This is a genomic window from Streptomyces sp. R41 (genome assembly GCF_041053055.1).
GTDB lineage: Bacteria > Actinomycetota > Actinomycetes > Streptomycetales > Streptomycetaceae > Streptomyces.
The window spans coordinates 6,211,587-6,233,423 of sequence record NZ_CP163443.1 but is presented as its reverse complement, the minus strand read 5'-3'; the positions used below and the strand labels follow the sequence as shown (position 1 = coordinate 6,233,423).

Below are 21,837 nucleotides of genomic sequence, written 5' to 3'. Positions count from 1 at the left end.
CTGCTCACGCTCCCGTGGCGACGAGGAGGGCGGCGACCACCAGGACGACGGTGCCGGCGAGCAGCGCGCTCACATAGGTCTGCACATTGCCGGTCTGCGCGCGCCGTACGGCCGCGCCGAGCCAGCGGGGTAGGGCACCCGCACCGCGTACGTAGGTGTCGACGACCTCGCGGTCGAGGAACCGGACGAGTGAGGCTCCGGCCTGCACCGGGCGGACGAAGAGCATCGTGTACACGGCGTCGACGTGGAATCCGACGGCCGCGTGGCGGTGCAGCGGCCCGAGCAGCAGTCGGCCCGGGTCCGCCGGGTCGGACGCGGAGGCCATGTCTCCGAACGTCGGCGCGTGCATCGCGATCGCCTCGGCCTCGACGGTTCCGGCGTCGGCATCGGGGTGGGCCACGACCGCACCCAGCGGTAGGCGCGCTGCCATCGCGCTGGTGTGCCGCCAGGCACCGTAGGTGACCAGTCCGCCGACCAGAGCGAGCCCCGTACCGAGGACGGAGGTGGTGAGGACCGGCGTCAGGTCGCGGCCGTCGAACCAGTCGGGCAGCGGGCCGTACGCCAGGCCGAAGGCGAGCGACGGGACGGCGAGCACCCACAGGACGACCGTCATGGTGAGCGGCTGCCTGCCGTGGTCGGGGGCCTCGGCGCCCCGGCCGCGGAAGGCCAGCAGCCACAGGCGTGTGGCATACGCGGCGGTGAGTACGGCGGTGATCAGGCCGGCGACGAGGACGATCCAGCCCGCGGCGCCGGGAGCGTGCTCGGTGTGGCCGGTGGCGACGTGCTCGGCGGCGCCGAGGACCGCCTCCTTGGAGAAGAAGCCGCTGAACGGCGGGATCGCGGCGAGCGCGAGCAGCGCCACGGTCATCGTCCAGTAGGCGTCGGGGACGCGGACGCGCAGGTCCTTCATACGGGACATGACGGCCAGCGAGTTGGTGCCGGAGGCGTGGATGATCACGCCCGCGGCGAGGAACAGCAGCGCCTTGAAGGCGCCGTGGGACAGGAGGTGGAAGACGGCGGCACCGCGGTCGCCGACGGCGAGGGCGCCGGTCATGTAGCCGAGCTGACCGATCGTCGAGTACGCGAGGACGCGCTTGATGTCGTCCTGGGCGAGCGCGGCGAGACCCGAGCCGGCCATCGTGATCGCGGCCATGACGGCGAGGACGACCATCGCGGCCCAGGAGGCCTGGAAGACGGGGAGGAGCCGGGCGACGAAGTAGACACCTGCGGCGACCATCGTCGCGGCGTGGATCAGCGCGGAGACGGGCGTGGGACCCGCCATCGCGTCGGGCAGCCAGGTGTGCAGCGGGAACTGCGCCGACTTGCCCGCCACACCGGCGAGGAGCAGCAGCGCGACCAGCGTCGGATGGTGCAGTCCGCCACTCGTGACCGTGCCGAGGACCGTGGTGATGCGGAAGGACCCGGCGTCGGTGGCAAGAGCGAACAGACCGATGAGGAAGGGGACGTCGCCGAGCTTGGTGACCAGGAAGGCCTTGATCGAGGCGGCGCGGGCCTCGGGGGTCTCCCAGTAGTGGCCGACCAGGAAGTACGAGCAGATGCCCATGACCTCCCAGCCGACCAGGAGCACGATCAGGTCGCCGGAGTAGACGACGAGCAGCATCGCGGAGGTGAAGAGGGAGACGAGGGCGGCGTACGAGGGGTAGCGCGGGTCGTCGCGGAGGTAACCGGTCGAGTAGATCTGCACGCAGGAGGCGACGAAGGCGACCAGCACGGCGACGAGGGCGGCGAAGCCGTCGATGTACAGGGCGAGTTCGATGGGGATCGAGCCGGTCGGGGTCAGCTCGATGCCGCTATTGATGGCCTGCTCGCCGCCCTGGCGTACGGCGACGAGCACGGCGAGGACGAGCGACGCGAGAGGAGGCAGGACGGCGAGCGGGCGGACGAAGCCCGGGGCTGTGCGGCCGAGGAGGAGTCCGGCCGCGGCGCCCAGGAACGGAAGGAGGGGGACGAGGACGGCGAGGGTGGTCGTGGTCACGCGGTGGCCTCAGCCTTCTCGTCTGCCGTGACGGTGGCTTCGTCGGGGCCGTGCGGCTCGGCGCTGTCGCGGAGCTTGTCGATGTCCGCGGTGCCGCGGCCCCGGTACACGGCGAGGACGATCGCCAGGCCGATGCCGATCTCGGCGGCGGCGATGGCGATGGTGAACAGGGTCAGCGCCTGGCCGGAGTGGAGCGTGTCGCGGGCGGCCCTGGAGAGCCAGACGTCGAAGGCGACGAGGTTCAGGTTGACGGCGTTGAGCATGAGCTCGACGGACATCAGGACCAGGATCGCGTTGCGGCGCGCGAGGACTCCGTACAGGCCCGTGCAGAAGAGGAGGGCGGAGAGCACGGCGGGATAGGCGAGGTGCATCAGCGGGTCCCTTCCTTGGCCGGGGGCTGCTCGCCGGGGGCCGTCGTGTCGGCGGCGGTGCGGCTCGGGGGCAGGGTGCCCGACGGCGTGCCCGGCGTCGGGAGGGCCGGTGTGGCCTTGTCCGCGGCGGCCTTGCGGGAGAGGACGATCGCGCCGACCAGGGCGGCGAGGAGGAGGACGGAGAGCGCTTCGAAGGGGAGGACCCAGCTCTGGAAGAGGCTTGCTCCGATCACCCCGGTGGAGCCGGCGGCGGCGCCGTCCAGGTCGACCCAGGTCGTGCGGAAGGCGTCGACGACGACCCAGACCAGGGTGGCGGCAGCGGCGACGGCCACGGTCAGCGCGGCCCAGCGGTTGCCGGAGTCGGCGTCCGGGGAGCGACCGATGGGGGCCTTGGTGAGCATCAGACCGAACAGGAGGAGGACGACGACGGAACCGACGTAGATGAGGACCTGCACCCAGGCGATGAACTCGGCGGTGAGCAGGAGGTATTCGACGGCGAGGCCGCCGAGCGTGGCCACCAGCCACAGGGCGGCGTGCACCAGCTGCTTGGTGGTGACGGTGACGATCGCGGCGCCGAAGGTGACCAGGCCGACGAGGAGGAAGGCGATCTCGACGCCGGTCGGGGAGAGGAAGCCGTGGCTTTCGGCGGCGGTGGTCGTGGCCCGCGCCGCGGCGGCCGTGGCTGCTGCGAGGCTCACGACTCGCCCTCCCGCGGGTCGGAGGGCTCGGAGTTGCCCGTGGCCCGGGGCTTGGGGGTCTCCTCAGCCGGGGACTCACCCGGCACGGAAGCCTGGCCAGGAGCCTGGGTCTCGGTGTCGGTGTCGGCCGGAGCCGGGGGCGCGGCCTGCGCTGCCTGTTCGGCTTGCGCTGCCTGTTCGGCTTGCTCGGCGGCGAGCTGTTCGGCCGCGAGCTTGTCGGCGGTCTTGCGGGCTGCGGCCAGTTCCTTCGGTTCCTCGGCGCCGGGGTCGAGGGCGGGCGGGGCCGGGACGGTCCACATCCACTCGCGGAGCTTGTCGCGTTCGTGGGTGAGTTCGTGGATGTCGGTCTCCGCGTACTCGAACTCCGGGGACCAGAACAGCGCGTCGAAAGGACAGACCTCGATGCAGATACCGCAGTACATGCACAGGGCGAAGTCGATGGCGAAGCGGTCGAGGACGTTGCGGCTGCGCTCGCGGCCGCCGGGGGCGGCGGGCGGGACGGTCTCCTTGTGCGAGTCGATGTAGATGCACCAGTCCGGGCACTCGCGGGCGCACAGCATGCAGACCGTGCAGTTCTCCTCGAAGAGGCCGATGACGCCCCGGGTGCGGGGCGGAAGTTCGGGCTGGGCGTCCGGGTACTGCGCGGTGACGGTCTTCTTCGTCATCGTGCGGAGGGTGACGGCCAGGCCCTTGGCGAGGCCGGAGCCAGGAATAGGGGCCATGGTTACGAGATCACCACCTTGACGATGCCGGTGAGGGCGATCTGGGCGAGGGAAAGGGGGACGAGGAGGGTCCAGGAGAGTTTCTGGAGCTGGTCCTCGCGCAGGCGGGGATAGGTGACACGCAGCCAGATCACGACGAAGGCGAGGATCGCGGCCTTCAGGAGGGTCCAGACCCAGCCGAGGCCGTCCGCGCCCCAGGGGCCGTGCCAGCCGCCCAGGAAGAGGACGGTGGTCAGGCCGCACAGAACGACGATTCCGGCGTACTCGGCGAGGAGGAAGAGTGCGAAACGCAGGCCCGTGTACTCGGTGTACGCGCCGAAGATGATCTCGGAGTCGGCGACGGGCATGTCGAAGGGCGGGCGCTGGAGTTCGGCGAGCCCGGCCACGAAGAAGACGATCGCGCCGACGATCTGCCAGGGCAGCCACCACCACCGGAAGGCGTCGACGATGCCGGGGAGCGAGACGGTCCCGGCTGCCATGGCCACCGAGGCGGCGGTCAGCAGCATCGGGAGTTCGTACGCGAGGAGCTGGGCGGCGGTGCGGAGGCCGCCGAGGAGGGAGAACTTGTTGGCCGAGGCCCAGCCCGCCATGAGCGAGCCGAGGACGCCCACGCCCATCACGGCGAGCACGAAGAAGATGCCCGCGTCGACGACCTCGCCGACCGCGCCCTCGCCCGGGCCGATGGGGATGGCGAGGAGGACAAGGAGGTAAGGGAGAAGGGCTACGGCGGGGGCGAGCTGGAAGATACGGCGGTCCGCGCCCGTGGGGACGACGTCTTCCTTCTGCGCGAACTTCACGCCGTCCGCGACCAGCTGGGCCCAGCCGTGAAAGCCGCCCGCGTACATCGGGCCGAGGCGGCCCTGCATGTGGGCCATCACCTTGTGCTCGGTCTGACCGACGATCAGGGGGAACGTCAGGAACACGACGAACACGACGAGGAGTCGCAGGGCGACGTCGAGAGCGTCGTTCACTGCGGGCCTCCGGAGGGATCTTCGGATTCGGGTTCGGACTCGGACCCGGACTCGGGGGTGGGGTCAGGAGCAGGCTCAGCGTCGGGCGCGGCCGGAGGTTCCGGGGCAGCCTCGGGTTTCGGAGCTGCGCCGGGTTCCGCGACAGCGTCCGGGTGCGGCGCGGCATCGGCTTTCGGGACAGCGTCCGGTTCCGGCGCGGCACCGGCTTCCGGGACAACGTCCGCTACCGGGCCGGCCTCGGGTTCCGAGGTGCCCTCAGAGCGTCGCTCCGGCTCCGGCGCGTCGAAAGCGGGCCGGGCGTGGTGCCACGGGGCGTCCGCGCTGCGCGGTGCGGTGGGCCTCGGCGGGGTGGCGGGAGCCGTCGGCTCGGTGGGCGGCGTCCGCTCGGTGGGCGGCGTCCGCTCGGTGGCCTCTGCCCGTTGTGTCGCCGAGCCCTGGCTCGCGCTGCGTGCGCGGCGCGGCCCGGCCGGGGGTGTCGATTGCGGGGCCGCAGGGGTGGACGTCGCCGCCGACTGGTCGGGGGCGGGAGCGGTCGGCTCGGCGGATGCCGGTGCCGAAGCGGCGTCCTGCTGGTCGGCGGCCTGGGCCTGCTGGTCCGGAGCCGGAGCCGCGGTCTGCTGGCTGGCCGACCCCTGACTCGCGCTGCGCGCACGGCGCGGCGGCGCCGTGACCTCCCCGGCGGCACCGGCACCCGCACCGGCACCCGCGGCACCCGCACCCCCGGCGGCAGCCTGGCTCGCCGAGCCCTCCCCCGCCGTGCGGGCCCTGCGTACGGGACGTTCGCCGGTGGCGCGGGCGGTGCCGCGGGCGGGGCGGGCCGGAGCCGGTGGGAGCTGGCCCTTGAGGGGGCCCCACTCGTTGGGGTCGGGGACGCCGGGCGGGAGCATCTGGCGGCGCTTCGGGCCGCCGTGCTCGGACTCGCCGGGCTCCTTGGCGCCGGGCCAGGCCTTGACGACGCGGGCGGCCAGGACGAAGTCCTTGCGGAGGGGGTGGCCTTCGAAGCCCTCCGGCAGCAGCAAGGGGTCGAGGCCCGGGTGGCCCTCGAAGTTCACGCCGAACATCTCGTGGGTCTCGCGCTCGTGCCAGCGGGCGCCGGCGTACACGGAGACCGCCGACGCGAGGACGGGGGTCGCGTGCGGGACCGTCGTACGGACGAGAAGGCGACGTACCGAGGCCGGGGGCAGCGCCACGACGTGGGCCGCGACGCGGAAACCGGTGCCGGGTTCGTCGACGGCGCTCAACCAGTCGAAGTAGGTGCAGCCCAGGGCGTCACGCGCGGTCTCCAGGGCGGCGATCCAGGACGTCGGCGGCACGTCGACCGTCAGGACCTCGTACGACTCCTCGGCCGTGGCCTCGGGGCCGAAGAGTTCCTCGACAGGGGCGGGGAGCCAGCCGACGGTCATCGGTCCTCCCCCGGGACGGGCGGCTTTACCAGGCCGCTCTGGAGCGCGGCCGCGGACGGACGCGCCGCCCCGGACCCGTACCGCTCGCCCAGCGACTCGCGGGCGATCTTCTCCTGGAGCTTGAGGATGCCCTGGAGCAGGGCTTCGGGACGGGGCGGGCAGCCGGGGACGTACACGTCGACGGGGATGATCTGGTCGACGCCCTTCGTCACGGAGTACGAGTCCCAGTACGGGCCGCCGCAGTTGGAGCAGGCGCCGAAGGAGATGACGTACTTCGGCTCGGGCATCTGTTCGTAGAGGCGCTTGACGGCTGGGGCCATCTTGTCCGTGACCGTGCCCGACACCACCATCAGGTCGGCCTGGCGGGGGCCCGGCGCGAACGGGATCACGCCGAGGCGGATGAAGTCGTGGCGGGCCATGGACGCGGCGATGAACTCGATCGCGCAGCAGGCGAGACCGAAGTTGAAGACCCAGAGCGAGTAGCGGCGGCCCCAGTTCAGGACAACCTTCATCGGCTCGGGGGCCAGCCGGGCCAGCGCGCCGAGACGCTTGGGCTCCGGAAGCAGAACAGGCTCAGGGGTCACGTCCATGTCAGGACGCCCTTCTTGTATGCGTACAGCAGGCCGACGGCGAGGAAGCCGAGGAAGATGAACATCTCCACGAGCGTCGCGGCGCCGTAGCCGGGCGCGGCGAAGACCGTCGCCCAGGGGAAGAGGAAGATCGAGTCGACGGCGAAGATCACATAGAGGAACGCGTAGACGTAGTAGCGGACCTGGGTGTGGGCCCAGCCCTCGCCGACCGGGTCGACGCCGCACTCGTACGTCATGAGTTTCTCGGGGGTGGGGACCACGGGCCGCAGCAGGCGGCCGGCCCCGAAGGCGACGGCCACGAAGAGCACGCCCACGACGGCGAGCAGTCCGACGACCGAGTAGGACTGGAAGTAGCCCGCCGCGACGACGGTCGGTTCCGGCACGTCAGCCCCTCGCTCCCTGACCTCGTATGCGCCCCGGAGTGCGCCGTCGCGCACTCTGTGATGCGCCGTGTTCGACGATCTGTACGGACGGGAGTCTAGGGCCTGCTAAAGAGACGGTAAGCAGCCCGTCACGCATGGACCATGGCAGACGCGTCCCAGTCTCGCCAGGTGGACAACTACGACTCCCACGTCGAGAACGTGTCCAGATCACACCCCGCCGACGTACCCGAGCGCACCTCGTCCATGTATCCGAGTCTCACACCGTCACGTATCCGAGTCCCACCTCGTCGACGTACCCGAGTCCCATCCCGTGGACGTGTCCGGTTCGCCCCTTGTGGGGTGGGGTTTTCCCCAGTGGATCGTGGCGGTTCACCTCATGGCGCGGCGGCTCGGCGCCGGGCAGGCTAGCGGATATGACCGAACGCATCACGATCACCGGTCCGTCGGACGAGACGTCCGACGGCGACCGGCTGCCTCCCGCGCGCTTCGCCTTCGACCGGCAGACGTGGAAGGAGATCGCGCATCTGCTGGCCAACCTGCCGCTCGCGATCGTCGGCTTCGTGTACGTCGCGACGCTGATGTTCACGGGCGCGGGGCTCGCGGTGACGGTCATCGGGCTGCCGTTGCTCGCGGGCGGCCTCCGCGGCGCGCGTCAGCTGGGCAAGGCCGAGCGGGCACGGGCGCGGGCGCTGCTCGGGGTGCGGATCGACGAGCCGAGCCGGCTCCCGGTGCACAGGACCGGCTTCTTCGGCTGGCTCTGGTCGAGCCTGAAGGACCCGGTGGGCTGGCGGACGGTGCTGTACGACTTCATCCGGCTGCCGTGGGGCATCGCCACCTTCACGGTCACGCTCACGTCGCTGTTCGTGCTGTGGCCGGTGCTGCCGTTCATCGCGCGGGTGCTGACGAACGTGGACCGGGCCCTGGTGCGCGGGCTGCTGTCGCCCTCCGACGAACTGGAGCGGCGGATCGCCGAGCTGGAGTCCGACCGGGGGGTCGTGGTCGACACGGCCGCCGCCGACCTGCGGCGCATCGAGCGCGATCTGCACGACGGGGCGCAGGCCCGCCTTGTCAACCTCGCGATGGGGCTCGGCCTGGCCAAGGAGAAGCTCCTGGAGGATCCGGACGCGGCGGCGGCCATGGTCGACGAGGCGCACGGCGAGGTGAAGCTCGCGTTGCAGGAGCTGCGCGACCTGGCCCGCGGCATCCACCCCGCGGTGCTCACCGACCGGGGTCTGGACGCGGCGCTGTCGGCGGTCGCCTCGCGGTGCACCGTGCCGGTGAAGGTGACGGCCGAACTGGAGACCAGACCCGCCGCGGCCATCGAGGGCATCGCCTACTTCACCGTCTCCGAGCTGTTGCAGAACGTGAGCAAGCACAGCGGGGCGAGGTCCGCGTCGGTCGATGTGTGGCGTGCGGACGAGCGGCTGCTCATACAGGTGTCGGACGACGGGCGCGGCGGGGCCGGCCTGGACGGCGGTACCGGGATGGCGGGGCTCGCGGACCGGCTCGGCGCGGTCGACGGTTTGTTCGTCATCGAGTCGCCGGTCGGCGGTCCGACCGTGATCACGGCGGAGCTTCCGTGGCGGGACCGGCAGGACGAGCCCGCGCGGTAGGGCTCGTACGCCTCGGGTCGCCGCCTCGTGACCTCCGGCGAGAATCCCGTCAATACCTCCGGACCTCCGGCAAGCACCCCGGCGAGAACCCCGCCAAAGCCCCCGGACCTCCGGCAAGCACCCCAGCGAGAACCCGGCCAAAGCCCCCGGACCTCCGGCAAGCACCCCAGCGAGAACCCCGCCAAAGCCCCCGGACCTCCGGCAAGCACCCCAGCGAGAACCCCATCAACGCATCCGGACCTCCGGCAAGCACCCGGCGAGAACCCCGCCAAAGCCCCCGGCAAGCACCCGGCCACAGCTCCGGTCCCCTGCCGGGGTAGGGAAAACCCCCGCCCCAAGACGCCGACCCGCTCCATGGTCGGCGAGCCCCGTGGACAGCAGGGTTGAGGTACGAGCCGACGAGCAGGACGAGTAGAACGGACGAGACCGATGGCCACGGAGTACGGACAGGGGTACGGGCACCGGAGTGGGCCCGGATTCCGTGGGGCGGACGCCGCTGAGCGGCGGCACCGTCTCCCGGCCCCGCTGCGCGCGCCGATCGAGGCCCGCAGCTGGCGTGAGTTCGGCTATGTGATGCTGAACCTGCCGCTCGGGATCATCATGTTCACGTTCGCCGTCACGATGTTCTCGCTCGGCGCCGGCCTGCTGATCACCTTCCTGGGGATTCCGGTGCTCGCCGCCGCCCTGGCCGGCTGCCGCGGCTTCGGCGCGCTCGAGCGGGCGCGGGCGCGCGGGCTGCTCGGGGTCGAGGTGTCCGAGCCGGAGCCGCTGCGGATGAAGCAGCGCGGGGCGATGGCGTGGATGGGCGCGATGCTCAAGAGCGGCACCTCGTGGCGGCATCTGCTGTACGCGTTGATCCAGTTCCCGTGGGCGGTGTTCTCCTTCGTGGTGGCGCTGAACTTCTGGGCGTACGGGTGGGCGCTGCTGACGTATCCGCTGTGGTTCTGGCTCTTCCCGATGTACGGGGGCCAGGGCGGGCTGCAGCTCTACGGGGACGACACGCACGCCATCTATCTGGACAACCCGTTCGAGATCACGGTGACCGCGCTGGTGGGGCTGCTCTTCACGATGGCCACGCCGTGGATCGTGCGGGCGCTGACGACCGTGGACCGGCTGATGGTGCGCGGGCTGCTCGGCCCGTCTCGGCTGGCGACGCGCGTGGTCAAACTGGAGTCCGACCGGGGGGTCGTGATCGACACGGCCGCCGCCGACCTGCGGCGCATCGAGCGCGATCTGCACGACGGGGCGCAGGCCCGCCTTGTCGCCCTGGCGATGGACCTGGGGCTGGCCAAGGAGAAGCTGACGGAGGACCCGGAGGCTGCGGCGCGCATGGTGGACGAGGCGCACGGTGAGGTGAAGACGGCGTTGCAGGAGCTGCGGGATCTGGCCCGGGGGATCCATCCGGCGGTGCTGACCGACCGCGGTCTGGACGCCGCGCTGTCCGCGGTGGCCTCGCGGTGCACGGTACCGGTGCAGGTCGACGTGGATCTGGCCTCGCGGCCGGCGCCCGCGATCGAGGGGATCGCGTACTTCACGGTCTCCGAGCTGCTGCAGAACATCAGCAAGCACGCGCGGGCCACGCGCGCCACGGCGGATGTGTGGCGGGTCGAGAACCGGCTGATGATCCAGGTCGGCGACGACGGGGCGGGCGGGGCCGATGTCTCCGCCGGGTCGGGGCTGGCGGGGCTCGCGGAGCGGCTCGACGCGGTGGACGGGATTCTGGTGGTGGACTCGCCGGTGGGTGGGCCCACGCGGATCACGGCGGAGCTGCCTTGGCGGGGGTGAATCCGTGCGGGGTGGGGGTGGGTGGGGTGTTTCGTCCCCTCCGCCCCTGCCCATTCCCGTACCTGGGGGCTGCGCCCCCAGACCCCCCTTCGGCCTGAGCGGCCTCGTCCTCGAACGCCGGACGGGCTGAAAGATTCCCCTGCCGCCTATTCTCGCTGCCCGGGCGCAGTCCGGTCCCAATACTGGAATGCTGGGGGCTGTCGTACGAGCGGGGACGAACCCGGCGCGGGCCGGGAATGGACTCGGGTCGCACCGGGACGTCCCGGTGCGGGCCGGGGACGGGCTCTGGGGGGCCGAGAATCGTGGAGGACAGGGTGCGGGTGGTCATCGCCGAGGATTCAGTGCTGCTCAGGGAGGGCCTGACCCGGTTGCTGACCGACCGCGGGCATGACGTCGTGGCGGGTGTCGGTGACGGCGAGGCGTTGATCAAGACGATTACCGAGTTCGCGGCGCAGGACGCGCTGCCGGACGTCGTCGTCGCCGATGTGCGGATGCCGCCGACGCACACCGACGAGGGCGTCAGGGCCGCGGTGCAGCTGCGCAAGGCGCATCCCGGCCTCGGTGTGCTCGTGCTGTCACAGTACGTGGAGGAGCAGTACGCCACCGAACTGCTGGCCGGTTCCAGTCACGGCGTCGGCTATCTGCTCAAGGACCGGGTGGCCGAGGTGCGGGAGTTCGTGGACGCGGTGGTGCGGGTGGCAAAGGGGGGTACCGCGCTCGACCCGGAGGTCGTGGCGCAGCTGCTCGGCCGCAGCCGCAAGCAGGACGTGCTCGCGGGGCTGACCCCGCGGGAGCGGGAAGTCCTGGGGCTCATGGCCGAGGGACGTACGAACTCGGCCATCGCACGGCAGCTCGTGGTCAGCGACGGCGCGGTCGAGAAGCACGTCAGCAACATCTTCCTGAAGCTGGGTTTGTCCCAGAGTGACGGGGATCACCGGCGTGTTCTGGCCGTGCTCACCTATCTGAACTCATGACCACCTGACACTGTGTCAGGTGGCCGGTACGACTCCATGCCACCGCATCGGCCACGAGAAGCCCAGAAACCAGGAACCCAGGAACCCAGAACCAATGGATGAGCGGGGAGCGTCTTCAAGGAAGGACTGGGGGGGCGGGTAAATCATGACAAGTCAGGGTGTCCGGCCGTCTCAAAATGGTGTCCATCATGCGAATGGCCGCGGGAAGGCGACCCTTACCGACGTAGGGTTGAAATCGGGAGGGCCTGCGGGAAGGCCGCTCCCAGACAGCCGCCTCGAGGGAGGTCCAGTTCAGTGACGAGCCAGGTCAGTAGCCCAGCGGAGCAGGCAGACGGAGCCGTCGTAGGAGAACAGCGCAAAGCGGCCGGGGTCAAAGACGTCCGCCGCCTTGACCGAGTGATCATTCGGTTCGCGGGCGACTCCGGTGACGGAATGCAGCTCACGGGCGACCGCTTCACCTCCGAGACAGCCTCCTTCGGCAACGACCTCTCGACCCTGCCGAACTTCCCCGCCGAGATCCGAGCGCCCGCAGGCACCCTGCCGGGCGTTTCGTCTTTCCAGCTGCACTTCGCGGACCACGACATCCTCACCCCCGGCGACGCGCCCAACGTCCTCGTCGCCATGAACCCGGCCGCCCTGAAGGCGAACATCGGCGATGTGCCGCGCGGCGCGGAGATCATCGTCAACACGGACGAGTTCACCAAACGGGCGATGCAGAAGGTCGGCTACGCGGCCAGCCCGCTGGAGGACGGCTCCCTGGACGGCTTCAACGTCCATCCCGTCCCGCTCACGACGATGACCGTCGAGGCGCTCAAGGAGTTCGCGCTCTCCCGCAAGGAGGCCGAGCGCTCCAAGAACATGTTCGCGCTGGGCCTGCTGAGCTGGATGTACCACCGGCCCACCGAGGGCACCGAGAAGTTCCTGCAGACGAAGTTCGCCAAGAAGCCCGACATCGCCGCCGCCAATATCGCCGCGTTCCGCGCGGGCTGGAACTTCGGCGAGACGACGGAGGACTTCGCCGTCTCCTACGAGGTCGCCCCGGCCGCCAAGACCTTCCCGACCGGCACCTACCGCAACATCTCCGGGAACCTGGCCCTGTCGTACGGCCTGGTCGCGGCCTCGACCCAGGCGGACCTGCCGCTGTATCTCGGCTCGTACCCGATCACCCCGGCCTCGGACATCCTGCACGAGCTGAGCAAGCACAAGAACTTCGGCGTACGGACCTTCCAGGCCGAGGACGAGATCGCCGGCATCGGTGCCGCCCTGGGCGCGGCGTTCGGCGGCTCGCTCGCCGTCACCACGACCTCCGGTCCGGGTCTGGCGCTGAAGTCGGAGACCATCGGCCTGGCGGTCTCGCTGGAACTGCCGCTACTCGTCATCGACATCCAGCGCGGAGGGCCGTCGACCGGTCTGCCGACCAAGACCGAGCAGGCGGACCTGTTGCAGGCCATGAACGGCCGTAACGGTGAGGCGCCCGTGCCGATCGTGGCCCCCAGGACCCCGGCCGACTGCTTCGACGCTGCCCTGGAAGCGGCCCGGATCGCGCTGACGTACCGCACCCCGGTCCTGCTGCTGTCCGACGGCTACCTGGCCAACGGCAGCGAGCCCTGGCGCATCCCGGACACCGACGAACTGCCGGACCTGCGCGTGCAGTTCGCCCAGGGACCGAACCACACCCTGGACGACGGCACCGAGGTCTTCTGGCCCTACAAGCGGGACCCGCAGACCCTCGCCCGCCCCTGGGCGATCCCGGGCACGCCCGGCCTGGAGCACCGCATCGGCGGCATCGAGAAGGAGGACGGCACGGGCAACATCTCCTACGCCCCCGCCAACCACGACTTCATGGTCCGCACCCGCCAGGCCAAGATCGACGGCATCGACGTCCCGGACATCGAGGTCGACGACCCCAACGAGGCGAAGACCCTCGTGCTGGGCTGGGGCTCGACCTACGGGCCCATCACGGCGGCGGTACGCCGGCTGCGCACCGCCGGGGAGAACATCGCGCAGGCCCATCTGCGCCACCTCAACCCCTTCCCGCGGAATCTGGGGACGGTGTTGAAGCGTTACGACAAGGTGGTGATCCCCGAGATGAACCTCGGTCAGCTCGCCACGCTCATCCGGGCCAGGTATCTGGTGGACGCGCACTCGTACAACCAGGTCAACGGCATGCCGTTCAAGGCTGAGCAGCTCGCCACGGCTCTCAAGGAGGCCATCGATGGCTGAGACGTCCACGGAAGGCACGGGCACGATCGAGGCGCTTTCTCTCGTTCCCAAGGCCGAGGCCAGGCAGTCCATGAGGGACTTCAAGTCCGATCAGGAAGTGCGCTGGTGCCCCGGCTGCGGTGACTACGCGATCCTCGCGGCGGTCCAGGGCTTCATGCCGGAGCTGGGTCTCGCCAAGGAGAACATCGTCTTCGTCTCCGGCATCGGCTGCTCGTCACGCTTCCCGTACTACATGAACACGTACGGCATGCACTCCATCCACGGCCGCGCCCCCGCCATCGCCACCGGACTCGCCTCCAGCAGGCGGGACTTGAGCGTCTGGGTCGTCACCGGCGACGGCGATGCCCTCTCCATCGGCGGCAACCACCTCATCCACGCCCTGCGCCGCAACGTCAACCTCAAGATCCTTCTGTTCAACAACCGGATCTACGGCCTCACCAAGGGCCAGTACTCGCCGACGAGCGAAGTCGGCAAGATCACCAAGTCGACGCCGATGGGCTCGCTGGACGCGCCCTTCAACCCGGTCTCCCTCGCCATCGGCGCGGAAGCCTCCTTCGTGGCGCGGACCATCGACTCGGACCGGCAGCACCTCACCGGCGTGCTGCGCCAGGCCGCGGCGCACCCCGGCACCGCACTGGTGGAGATCTACCAGAACTGCAACATCTTCAACGACGGAGCCTTCGAGGCCCTCAAGGACAAGCAGCAGGCCCAGGAGGCGGTCATCCGCCTGGAGCACGGGCAGCCCATCCGCTTCGGCGCCGACGGCACCCGCGGCGTCGTACGCGATCAGCTGACCGGCGATCTGAAGGTCGTCACCGTCACGGCGGACAACGAGTCGCAGATCCTGGTCCATGACGCCCACTCCGCGTCGCCCACCACGGCCTTCGCGCTCTCCCGCCTCGCCGACCCCGACACGCTGCACCACACCCCCATCGGCGTGTTCCGCTCCGTGGACCGGCCCGTCTACGACACCCAGATGGCCGACCAGCTGGACACGGCCATCGAGCAGAACGGCAAGGGCGACCTCGCCGCACTGCTGGCCGGCGGCGACACCTGGACAGTCGTCGGCTAGCCGAACCGGTGGTTCACGAGGCCCGGGCGCTCGCCGCCCGGGCCTCGTCGTATGCGCGGCGGGCCTTCTCGACGTCGTCCATCCGGTCCGAGGTCCAGATCGCGAGCGCCTTCACCTGCGTGGCGGCCTCGCGGCCCAGGTCGGTGAGCGAGTAGTCGACGCGCGGCGGGATGACCGGTTTGGCGTCGCGGTGTACGAGACCGTCGCGCTCCAGGGTCTGCAGAGTCTGCGTGAGCATCTTCTCGCTGACGCGCCCGATGGCGCGGCGCAGCTCGCTGAATCGGTACGGGCGCTCCAGGAGCTCGATCAGAACGAGCACACCCCAGCGGCTGGTGACGTGCTCCAGGACCAGGCGGTACGGGCACATCGCTTCGCCGGTGTCGTACTTGCCGACTGCCGCCTCACCGCTGACTGCTGCTGTAGTACTTACGGCCATGTCAGTACCTTACTTCAAAGTGGGTACTTTCCAATAGTTAGTGCAGCCCCTAGGGTTAGTGGCAGACCCACCCCACAAGGAGTTGTTTCAGACATGAGCATCATCGTCACCGGAGCCACCGGAAACCTCGGCCGTTTCGTCATCGAAGGGCTGCTGGAGAAGGTCCCGGCGGACCAGATCACCGCCGTTGTCCGTGACCAGGAGAAGGCCGCCGGTTTCGCGGCGCGCGGCGTGAAGATCGCGGTCGCCGACTACAACGCGCCCGAGACCTTCGACGGCGTCATCTCCGCCGGCGACAAGGTGCTGCTCATCTCGGGCAACGAGTTCCACCTCGGCCGCGTCGCCCAACACCAGGTCGTCCTCGACACCGCCAAGGCCGCCGGTGCCGCGCTCTTCGCCTACACCAGTGCCCCCGGCAGCCTGACGGCCGCCCTGGCCGACGACCACCGGGCCACGGAGGACGCCATCCTGGCGTCCGGTCTGCCGTACGCCCTGCTGCGCAACGGCTGGTACAACGAGAACTACACCGAGAACCTCGCGCCCGTCCTCGAGCACGGCGCCGTCGTCCAGGCCGCGGGCGAGGGCCGGGTCGCCTCCGCCGCGCGGGCCGACTACGCGGCTGCCGCCGTGGCGGTGCTGACCGGTGAGGGCCACGAGAACAAGACGTACGAGCTGAGCGGCGACACCACCTTCGACTTCGCCGAGTACGCCGCCGAGATCGCCGAGCAGTCCGGCAAGGAGATCGTCTACAACGCCGTTCCCGTCGAGGTGTACACCGGCATCCTGACCGGGGCCGGCCTGCCCGAGGGCCTCGCCGCCGTCCTGGCAGGCGTGGACATCTCCATCGAGAACGGCGAGCTGGGCGTCATCACCGGCGACCTGTCCCGCCTGACCGGCCGCCCGACCACGCCGATCGCCGAGTCGATCAAGGCGGCACTGAAGGGCTGAGTCTCCACGGGGCCTCCCGGGCCAACTCCCCCTTCTGGCCCTGGCGCCGGCCCTCCCTACCCCCGGCCTGTCATGACCGTATAGCGATACGGGCATGACAGGCGGGGGTGCTCGGCGCTACCTTCTTTCAGGCTGCTCCGCCACATGGGAGCGGCCGTCATACGAGAGGGAGACGCCGGTGGCCGGGAAGTCGAAGGGCGAGCAGCACATAGGTCTGCTGAACGGCTTCGCGGCGTACGGCATGTGGGGGCTCGTCCCCCTCTTCTGGCCCCTGCTGAAGCCCGCCGGGGCGATCGAGATCCTCGCCCACCGGATGGTCTGGTCCCTCGCCGTGGTCGGCGCCGCGCTGCTGGTGATGCGGCGCTGGGCCTGGGCGGGCGAACTGCTCCGGCAGCCGCGCAGGCTGGGCCTGATCACGATCGCGGCGGCGGTCATCACCGTCAACTGGGGCGTCTACATCTGGGCCGTGAACTCCGAGCACGTGGTCGAGGCCTCGCTCGGTTACTTCATCAACCCGCTCGTCACCATCGCGATGGGCGTACTGCTCCTCAAGGAACGGCTGCGGCCGGTGCAGTGGGCGGCGGTCGGCGTCGGCTTCGCCGCGGTCCTCGTCCTCACCATCGGATACGGCCGCCCGCCGTGGATCTCCCTCTGCCTCGCCTTCTCCTTCGCCACGTACGGGCTGGTGAAGAAGAAGGTCAACCTCGGCGGCATCGAGTCGCTCGCCGCCGAGACCGCGATCCAGTTCCTGCCCGCGCTGGCCTATCTGCTGTGGCTGGGGACGAAGGGAGACGCGACCTTCGGTACGGAGGGCGCGGGGCACGCGGCGCTGCTCGCGGCGACGGGCCTCGTGACCGCCATACCCCTCGTCTGCTTCGGGGCCGCCGCCATCCGCGTTCCGCTCTCCACCCTCGGGCTCCTCCAGTACCTCGCCCCCGTCTTCCAGTTCCTGCTCGGCATCTTCTACTTCCACGAGGCCATGCCACCCGAGCGCTGGGCCGGGTTCGCGCTGGTCTGGCTGGCGCTGTCGCTGCTCACCTTCGACGCGCTGCGCACCGCGCGCCGTGCGGCCCGCACGCTCAGGGCCGGGACCAGGGCCTCCAGGACGAGCATCGCCACCGGCACCGTCAGCGCCGCGCGGAACGCGGACAGCGTGGCGGCCGGACCCGACCCCGTGGACGCCAAGCCGTAGACGCGGTCACACGATGATCAGCGTCGGGAACATCGCCGTGTACGACCAGTCCGCGCCGACCGGCGGGAACAGCACGTACGCGACGACGGCGAGCACGCGGGCGGCCGCCGTCCGGAGCGCCGACCAGCCGCGCAGCTCCCGCAGGTAGAACGTCACGATGAACTGGAAGCCTAAGAAGGCGCCCACGAAGTTACGGGAACGGGCAGGAACGGCGGGGACGAGAAAACCCGGACGGCACACAGCGGCCGGGGCGGGACGTTATAAGTGGTGACCATGACGCCCACTCCCCTGCACTGGAAGCTCGTCATCGACGCGGCCGACCCGCACGCCCAGGCCGACTTCTGGGCCGCCGCGCTTGGTTACGAGGTCGAGGACAACAGCGCTTTCGTCGAACGGCTGCTGAGCCTCGGCGCCCTGCCGGCCGAGGCCACCGTCGAGTTCCACGGCCGCCCGGCCTTCCGGGACCTGATCGCCGTACGACACCCGGACGACCCGTACGACAAGGAGCGCGGCACCGGCCTCGGCCGACGGCTCCTCTTCCAGCGCGTACCTGAGCCGAAGACCGTCAAGAACCGGCTCCATCTCGACCTGCACCCCGGCGACGGGCGGCGCGCGGACGAGGTCGAGCGGCTGGAGGGGCTGGGGGCGAGCGTGCTCCGGCGGGTGAAGGAGCCGGGGGGCGAGTGGGTGGTGATGGCGGATCCGGAGGGGAACGAGTTCTGCGTGCAGTAGCTGCGGCCACGCCCCTTCGAGAGCGCGGGCATTCCCGTCGGCAGCCTCTTCAGCGGCGCGGCGCCGGACCGGCAGGGGGACGCGTTGGCGTATGCGGTGAGGGAGTCGTCCTCGTGGGTTGCCCTGGCGCTCGTCGGGTCAACTCCCTTGCGGTGGAGGAGCGTTCCACGGTGAGGGCATGCCCGGCGGCCGGTGCGGATCCCGAGCGCATACGGGCCGCCACGGCCGTCGGCACGTGCGCACCGAGGGCGACGTCGGCCGCGACACGGGAGCGCAGGGCGCCGACCTGGGCCAGGTGATGCCGCAACTGGTCCGCGGTGAGCGTCTCGACCGGGACGCTCACCGCGGCGCGTACGGCGGCCGGGTGCGTCGGGATGGGGGCCGCGCCCCGGGAGGTGACGCGGGCGCGCGGACCGCCGCTCCGGGCGGTCCCGCCAGGAGCGGCGAGGGTGCGCCAACTCATCGTGCCGGTCAGCTCGTTGACGTGCAGCTCGACGCGCGTACGCGGTTCGTGCGGGCGCGGTTCGTGCGGACGCGCCGAGCGACGGCGGGCGGCGTCGGCCCGGTCGCGGCCGCCGCCTCGCCACTGCCCGGCCGGACCGCCACCGCAGCCACCGACGACGGGCTGGTCCGCCCTGCGTACTCCCGGCCTTCGATCCCTTTGGTCGTCGTCACTGGCCATGGGCTCGCGGGCCCGGGGTGTAGGGGTTGTCGGCCAGGACGCGGGCGCGTTCGGCGAGGCGACCCATGCGGGTGCGGGCCGATTCGAGCTGCTCGATGTCGTCGGCGGCGGGGCCGCCGTCGGCTGTGAGCTCGGTCCACACACCGATCAGATCGCGTCCGAGGTGGAGACCCTGCAGGGGGTCGCGCACGGCGCGCCAGGCCGCCGCCGCGCTTTGTACGTTGCCGTACGCGGCGCGCGGGTCGCGGTGACGTCGGCGGACCCTGGCGAGGTCCAGCGACAGGTGGAAGGACCTGAGTGCGTCACCCGCCAAGTAGGCGATGTACGCGGTCAGTTCGCGCAGCTTCAGCACCTCCGGGTGCTCCTCGCCCAGCGACTGCGCGGCCTCCGCGACGGCTCGCTCCGCCATTCCCGCGGCCGCCTCGATCCGGCCCATCTTCACGGCCTCGTTGATCCGCGCCACCGGTTCCACGAGGAACGCCGCCGCGCCGTCGCTCTCCTGGGCCGAGCTCGGCGCCAGCACCGCCTCGGCGACCGCGTCGAAGCCCCGCACAGGAGCGGGCTTCGGCTCCGGCTCGGGCTCCGGATCCAGCATGGACATGGCCTCCATCCCAGGGACCGCCTTCCGCACAGGAGCGCCTTCGGCCACCGGAGCCGGCCCGAACTCCCCCGTCGGAGCCGCCACACCTCCGGCCGCCGACTCCGGCACCGCCCGCAGCACATGCGTCGCCGCGCTCCCAGGCAGCGGCTTGGGCTCCGGCACCGCCCGCAGCACGAAGGTCGACGGGGTCGGGGCGCCGCGCTCGGGGGCGACGGGGGGCGCCGGGGGACGCAGCGGCTCGGGAGCCGGGGCGGGGGGCGCTGACGGGCGTACGGGTTCGGGTGCCGGGTTGGCCGGCACTGAGGCGTGTTCGGGATCAGGCGCCGGATGGGCGGGGGCGGAAGGGCGTACGGGGTCGGGTGCCGGATTGCCGGGCGCCGAGGCGGTGTGCGCGGCGGGAATCGCCGACCCGGGAGCCGGGGCGGACGACACGGGCTCACCCACGGGCAGTGGCGCCGGGGGCTGTGCCGCGCTCGCCGAAACGCGTGCCGGGATGGAGGACGGCTCGGTGGCCGTCGGAACGGGCGCCGGATCGGCGGACGCCGCGGGCCTCACCGGTTCCGGTGCCGGAAGCGGCTCGGGCTCCGGCGCATGCTCAGCCGCATGCGGCGGCATCGGCGCAGGCGCGGGCATAGGCGCAAGCTCCGGCTCCGCGACAGGGGCAGGCGCGAACTCATTGCTCGGGACGGCAGCGGGAGCACGCTCCGGACTCTGTACAGGTGCGGGACCAAACTCCGGCCCCGCGACAGGCACAGGCCCGGGTGCGCCCTCAGGCCCCGCGACACGCGCAGGCGCACACTCACTGCTCGGGACGGCAGCGGGAGCACGCTCCGGACTCTGTACAGGTGCGGGACCAAACTCCGGCTCCGCGACAGGCACAGGCACAGGCGCGTGCTCAGGCCCCACGACAGGTGCAGGCGCGAGTGCGGGCCCCACGACAGGTGCAGGCGCAGGCGCGGGCTCACGCTCGGGTGTCGCTTCCGGCACCGCTCGCAGCACGTACGTCGCCTTGTCGCGGCGCGGAACCGGCGGGGTTTCGGGTGCTGTCGGTGCTCCGGTCGCCGGAGGCTCGGGCGCCCGGTCGCCGGATACCGGAGGGGCGACGGGGGCAGGCGGAACCGGTGCGGTCGGCGGCGCCGGTGGCCGCGGCGACTGACGGATCCCGGGCTCACGCGGCTGCTGTCGCGGTGCCTGCGCGGCACCGGACTCGCGAGACTCGCCCAGCCCCGGCTGCTCCTGCGGCTGCTGGACCTGGCGTCGCGGCTGCGGCTCCCGCTCCGTCGCGTTCCCCGCCGGCCAAGCGCCCTGCGCCACCGACGCCCCGGCCGCCGACGAAACCCCGGCCCCCACCCGCACCGGCTCCCCGGCATACCGGCTGGAGCCGTCCACGTACACCTGGAGTGGTACGACGTAGCCGATGCGTTCGTCGTGGACGGTGGCGAGGACAGGGTGGCCGGTGGCGAGGGCGAGGCGGTGGAGGTAGTTCAGGACGGCGGCCTGGACGGTCTGGCCGGGGGCGGCGACGACCGGCATGCCGCCGACCGTGGCCCCACCGGTGTCCCCGCCTGTGGCACCCCCCGTAACCGCGGGCACCCGCACCTCGATCGGTGTCACCCCGGCGGCCGGTTGCCCCCCGGGCACGGCACCGGCCGCGCGCTGCCGCTTGAGTTCCCGCTTCTGTTCGCGGCTGAGTCGAGACATCGGTTCCCTCACGAAGGGGTGGACGAGGAAGAGGAAGACGAGGGCGAAGGAGAGGGGGACGAAGGGGACGGGGGGACCGCGGCCTCCACCGTAGTCACCTCGTCGACGTGCCACGGCTCGCCCCGCCCCGCACGCGTCAGCTTGAGATAGACGTTCGCGCGCGGCCCCGTGCCCGTCCAGCCGTCGCGGCCGGTGGCCGTGCCCTCGACGAAGAGGGCGCGGTAGGCCAGAACGGCCGTGTCGACGGGTCCGTCGCCGTCGTCGTCCGCGGTCACGTCCACCGTGGTCCACGCCTTGTGGCCGGCCCAGGTGTTCCAGTCGTTGCCGGCCCCGCTCGCGGGCCGGTACGACCGCTCGGCGGCGGCCTTCTTCGCCGTGAACCAGCGAGCCGAGCGCAGCACGGCATCGTGCGGACCGGAGTCGTACTTCGTGTCATAGCCGTACGCCACCTCCGCCCACGCCTCCGATACCTCTGTCGCGTCCGTCCCGTCGACGCCCGACGGGCTCGGCACCCGTGCGTCCGCGCCCAGCGGCTTGCCCGACGGCAGGGGCGCCTTGGGCGCCACCGACGGGACCGCGGAGGGCGACGAGCCGGGCGCGCCCACCGAGTCCCGGTGATCCTGCAAACCACAGCCCGTCAACGCCAACAGCCCCGCGACGGACACGACCGCCGCGGCGATCGCCCTCGTACGCATCGTCGTCGTACCCGTCCTCATACCCGTATTCGTACGCGTCCTCATCCTC

21 protein-coding genes are annotated in these 21,837 nt (G+C 71.3%); 8 read left to right on the top strand and 13 right to left on the bottom strand.

All coding sequences use genetic code 11. The features are described 5' to 3' along the window. Positions 1-4 precede the first annotated feature (4 nt). From AB5J53_RS28585 to AB5J53_RS28550, 8 genes are read right to left on the bottom strand one after another with little or no spacing between them, the layout of a single operon-like run. Entirely contained in the window at positions 5-1,996 is a 1,992-nt protein-coding gene (locus AB5J53_RS28585; protein ID WP_369248515.1) for an NADH-quinone oxidoreductase subunit L, read from the bottom strand. Next, positions 1,993-2,367 (bottom strand): NADH-quinone oxidoreductase subunit NuoK, encoded by a 375-nt coding sequence (gene nuoK / locus AB5J53_RS28580; protein ID WP_189190385.1) that lies wholly within the window; start codon positions 2,365-2,367, stop codon positions 1,993-1,995. Before nuoK ends, AB5J53_RS28585 begins: the two co-directional genes overlap by 4 nt. After that, a complete protein-coding gene (locus tag AB5J53_RS28575) occupies positions 2,367-3,065 on the bottom strand; it encodes an NADH-quinone oxidoreductase subunit J (protein WP_369248514.1) in 699 nt (232 codons plus the stop codon). Before AB5J53_RS28575 ends, nuoK begins: the two co-directional genes overlap by 1 nt. Next, positions 3,062-3,787, bottom strand: a complete 726-nt coding sequence (locus AB5J53_RS28570; protein WP_369248513.1) for an NADH-quinone oxidoreductase subunit I — start codon at positions 3,785-3,787, stop codon at positions 3,062-3,064. Before AB5J53_RS28570 ends, AB5J53_RS28575 begins: the two co-directional genes overlap by 4 nt. A 2-nt stretch (positions 3,788-3,789) precedes the next feature. Continuing rightward, complete coding sequence (locus AB5J53_RS28565; protein WP_369248512.1) at positions 3,790-4,758, bottom strand: NADH-quinone oxidoreductase subunit H; 969 nt, start codon at positions 4,756-4,758, stop codon at positions 3,790-3,792. Next, complete coding sequence (locus AB5J53_RS28560; RefSeq protein ID WP_369248511.1) at positions 4,755-6,161, bottom strand: NADH-quinone oxidoreductase subunit C; 1,407 nt, start codon at positions 6,159-6,161, stop codon at positions 4,755-4,757. The genes AB5J53_RS28565 and AB5J53_RS28560 overlap by 4 nt, the downstream gene beginning before the upstream one ends. Next, a complete protein-coding gene (locus AB5J53_RS28555; protein WP_369248510.1) occupies positions 6,158-6,751 on the bottom strand; it encodes an NADH-quinone oxidoreductase subunit B in 594 nt (197 codons plus the stop codon). Before AB5J53_RS28555 ends, AB5J53_RS28560 begins: the two co-directional genes overlap by 4 nt. Beyond that, positions 6,742-7,134, bottom strand: a complete 393-nt coding sequence (locus tag AB5J53_RS28550; RefSeq protein ID WP_369248509.1) for an NADH-quinone oxidoreductase subunit A — start codon at positions 7,132-7,134, stop codon at positions 6,742-6,744. Before AB5J53_RS28550 ends, AB5J53_RS28555 begins: the two co-directional genes overlap by 10 nt. 413 nt (positions 7,135-7,547) lie before the next feature. Here AB5J53_RS28550 and AB5J53_RS28545 point away from each other — a divergent pair, with 413 nt between their 5' ends. The 5 genes from AB5J53_RS28545 to AB5J53_RS28525 all read left to right on the top strand — a co-directional run bounded on the left by AB5J53_RS28545 (position 7,548) and on the right by AB5J53_RS28525 (position 14,801). Then, positions 7,548-8,747, top strand: coding sequence for a sensor histidine kinase (locus AB5J53_RS28545; protein ID WP_369248508.1), 1,200 nt, complete (start codon positions 7,548-7,550; stop codon positions 8,745-8,747). Between the two features lie 429 nt (positions 8,748-9,176). Then, positions 9,177-10,532 (top strand): sensor histidine kinase, encoded by a 1,356-nt coding sequence (locus AB5J53_RS28540; protein WP_369248507.1) that lies wholly within the window; start codon positions 9,177-9,179, stop codon positions 10,530-10,532. A 314-nt stretch (positions 10,533-10,846) separates the two neighbouring features. Next, complete coding sequence (locus tag AB5J53_RS28535) at positions 10,847-11,506, top strand: response regulator (RefSeq protein ID WP_369252523.1); 660 nt, start codon at positions 10,847-10,849, stop codon at positions 11,504-11,506. 294 nt (positions 11,507-11,800) lie between these two features. Next, positions 11,801-13,729, top strand: a complete 1,929-nt coding sequence (locus AB5J53_RS28530) for a 2-oxoacid:acceptor oxidoreductase subunit alpha (RefSeq protein ID WP_369248506.1) — start codon at positions 11,801-11,803, stop codon at positions 13,727-13,729. After that, a complete protein-coding gene (locus AB5J53_RS28525; protein ID WP_369248505.1) occupies positions 13,722-14,801 on the top strand; it encodes a 2-oxoacid:ferredoxin oxidoreductase subunit beta in 1,080 nt (359 codons plus the stop codon). Before AB5J53_RS28530 ends, AB5J53_RS28525 begins: the two co-directional genes overlap by 8 nt. Positions 14,802-14,814: 13 nt before the next feature. Here the strand turns inward: AB5J53_RS28525 and AB5J53_RS28520 are convergent, their stop codons facing one another. Next, complete coding sequence (locus AB5J53_RS28520; RefSeq protein ID WP_369248504.1) at positions 14,815-15,237, bottom strand: winged helix-turn-helix transcriptional regulator; 423 nt, start codon at positions 15,235-15,237, stop codon at positions 14,815-14,817. 93 nt (positions 15,238-15,330) lie between these two features. On the opposite strand from AB5J53_RS28520, the gene AB5J53_RS28515 reads away from it, so the two are divergent. Both AB5J53_RS28515 and rarD read left to right on the top strand, forming a co-directional pair. Further along, a complete protein-coding gene (locus AB5J53_RS28515) occupies positions 15,331-16,185 on the top strand; it encodes an NAD(P)H-binding protein (RefSeq protein ID WP_369248503.1) in 855 nt (284 codons plus the stop codon). 178 nt (positions 16,186-16,363) lie between these two features. Continuing rightward, a complete protein-coding gene (gene rarD / locus AB5J53_RS28510) occupies positions 16,364-17,377 on the top strand; it encodes an EamA family transporter RarD (RefSeq protein WP_369248502.1) in 1,014 nt (337 codons plus the stop codon). Between the two features lie 6 nt (positions 17,378-17,383). Here rarD and AB5J53_RS28505 read toward each other — a convergent pair whose 3' ends face one another. Next, positions 17,384-17,563: a hypothetical protein gene (locus AB5J53_RS28505; protein ID WP_369248501.1), complete on the bottom strand. Its 180-nt coding sequence runs from the start codon at positions 17,561-17,563 to the stop codon at positions 17,384-17,386. Between the two features lie 87 nt (positions 17,564-17,650). Here AB5J53_RS28505 and AB5J53_RS28500 point away from each other — a divergent pair, with 87 nt between their 5' ends. Next, entirely contained in the window at positions 17,651-18,109 is a 459-nt protein-coding gene (locus AB5J53_RS28500) for a VOC family protein (protein ID WP_369248500.1), read from the top strand. Positions 18,110-18,158: 49 nt separating this feature from the next. On the opposite strand, the gene AB5J53_RS28495 is transcribed toward AB5J53_RS28500, so the two are convergent. The 3 genes from AB5J53_RS28495 to AB5J53_RS28485 form a co-directional block, all read right to left on the bottom strand. Next, positions 18,159-18,791, bottom strand: a complete 633-nt coding sequence (locus AB5J53_RS28495) for a hypothetical protein (protein ID WP_369248499.1) — start codon at positions 18,789-18,791, stop codon at positions 18,159-18,161. Continuing rightward, positions 18,781-19,824, bottom strand: coding sequence for a tetratricopeptide repeat protein (locus tag AB5J53_RS28490; RefSeq protein ID WP_369248498.1), 1,044 nt, complete (start codon positions 19,822-19,824; stop codon positions 18,781-18,783). Before AB5J53_RS28490 ends, AB5J53_RS28495 begins: the two co-directional genes overlap by 11 nt. A 1,277-nt stretch (positions 19,825-21,101) precedes the next feature. Continuing rightward, positions 21,102-21,833 (bottom strand): hypothetical protein, encoded by a 732-nt coding sequence (locus tag AB5J53_RS28485; RefSeq protein WP_369248497.1) that lies wholly within the window; start codon positions 21,831-21,833, stop codon positions 21,102-21,104. Between the last annotated feature and the right edge of the window lie 4 nt (positions 21,834-21,837).

Bases quoted from the DNA above. Each gene is read 5' to 3' on its own strand.
- nuoK (WP_189190385.1), bottom strand. From the start codon at position 2,367: ATGCACCTCGCCTATCCCGCCGTGCTCTCCGCCCTCCTCTTCTGCACG.
- AB5J53_RS28545 (WP_369248508.1), top strand. From the start codon at position 7,548: ATGACCGAACGCATCACGATCACCGGTCCGTCGGACGAGACGTCCGAC.
- AB5J53_RS28500 (WP_369248500.1), top strand. From the start codon at position 17,651: ATGACGCCCACTCCCCTGCACTGGAAGCTCGTCATCGACGCGGCCGAC.
- AB5J53_RS28560 (WP_369248511.1), bottom strand. From the start codon at position 6,161: ATGACCGTCGGCTGGCTCCCCGCCCCTGTCGAGGAACTCTTCGGCCCC.
- AB5J53_RS28540 (WP_369248507.1), top strand. From the start codon at position 9,177: ATGGCCACGGAGTACGGACAGGGGTACGGGCACCGGAGTGGGCCCGGA.
- AB5J53_RS28525 (WP_369248505.1), top strand. From the start codon at position 13,722: ATGGCTGAGACGTCCACGGAAGGCACGGGCACGATCGAGGCGCTTTCT.
- AB5J53_RS28495 (WP_369248499.1), bottom strand. From the start codon at position 18,791: ATGGCCAGTGACGACGACCAAAGGGATCGAAGGCCGGGAGTACGCAGG.
- AB5J53_RS28515 (WP_369248503.1), top strand. From the start codon at position 15,331: ATGAGCATCATCGTCACCGGAGCCACCGGAAACCTCGGCCGTTTCGTC.
- AB5J53_RS28485 (WP_369248497.1), bottom strand. From the start codon at position 21,833: ATGAGGACGCGTACGAATACGGGTATGAGGACGGGTACGACGACGATG.
- AB5J53_RS28520 (WP_369248504.1), bottom strand. From the start codon at position 15,237: ATGGCCGTAAGTACTACAGCAGCAGTCAGCGGTGAGGCGGCAGTCGGC.
- AB5J53_RS28555 (WP_369248510.1), bottom strand. From the start codon at position 6,751: ATGGACGTGACCCCTGAGCCTGTTCTGCTTCCGGAGCCCAAGCGTCTC.
- AB5J53_RS28570 (WP_369248513.1), bottom strand. From the start codon at position 3,787: ATGGCCCCTATTCCTGGCTCCGGCCTCGCCAAGGGCCTGGCCGTCACC.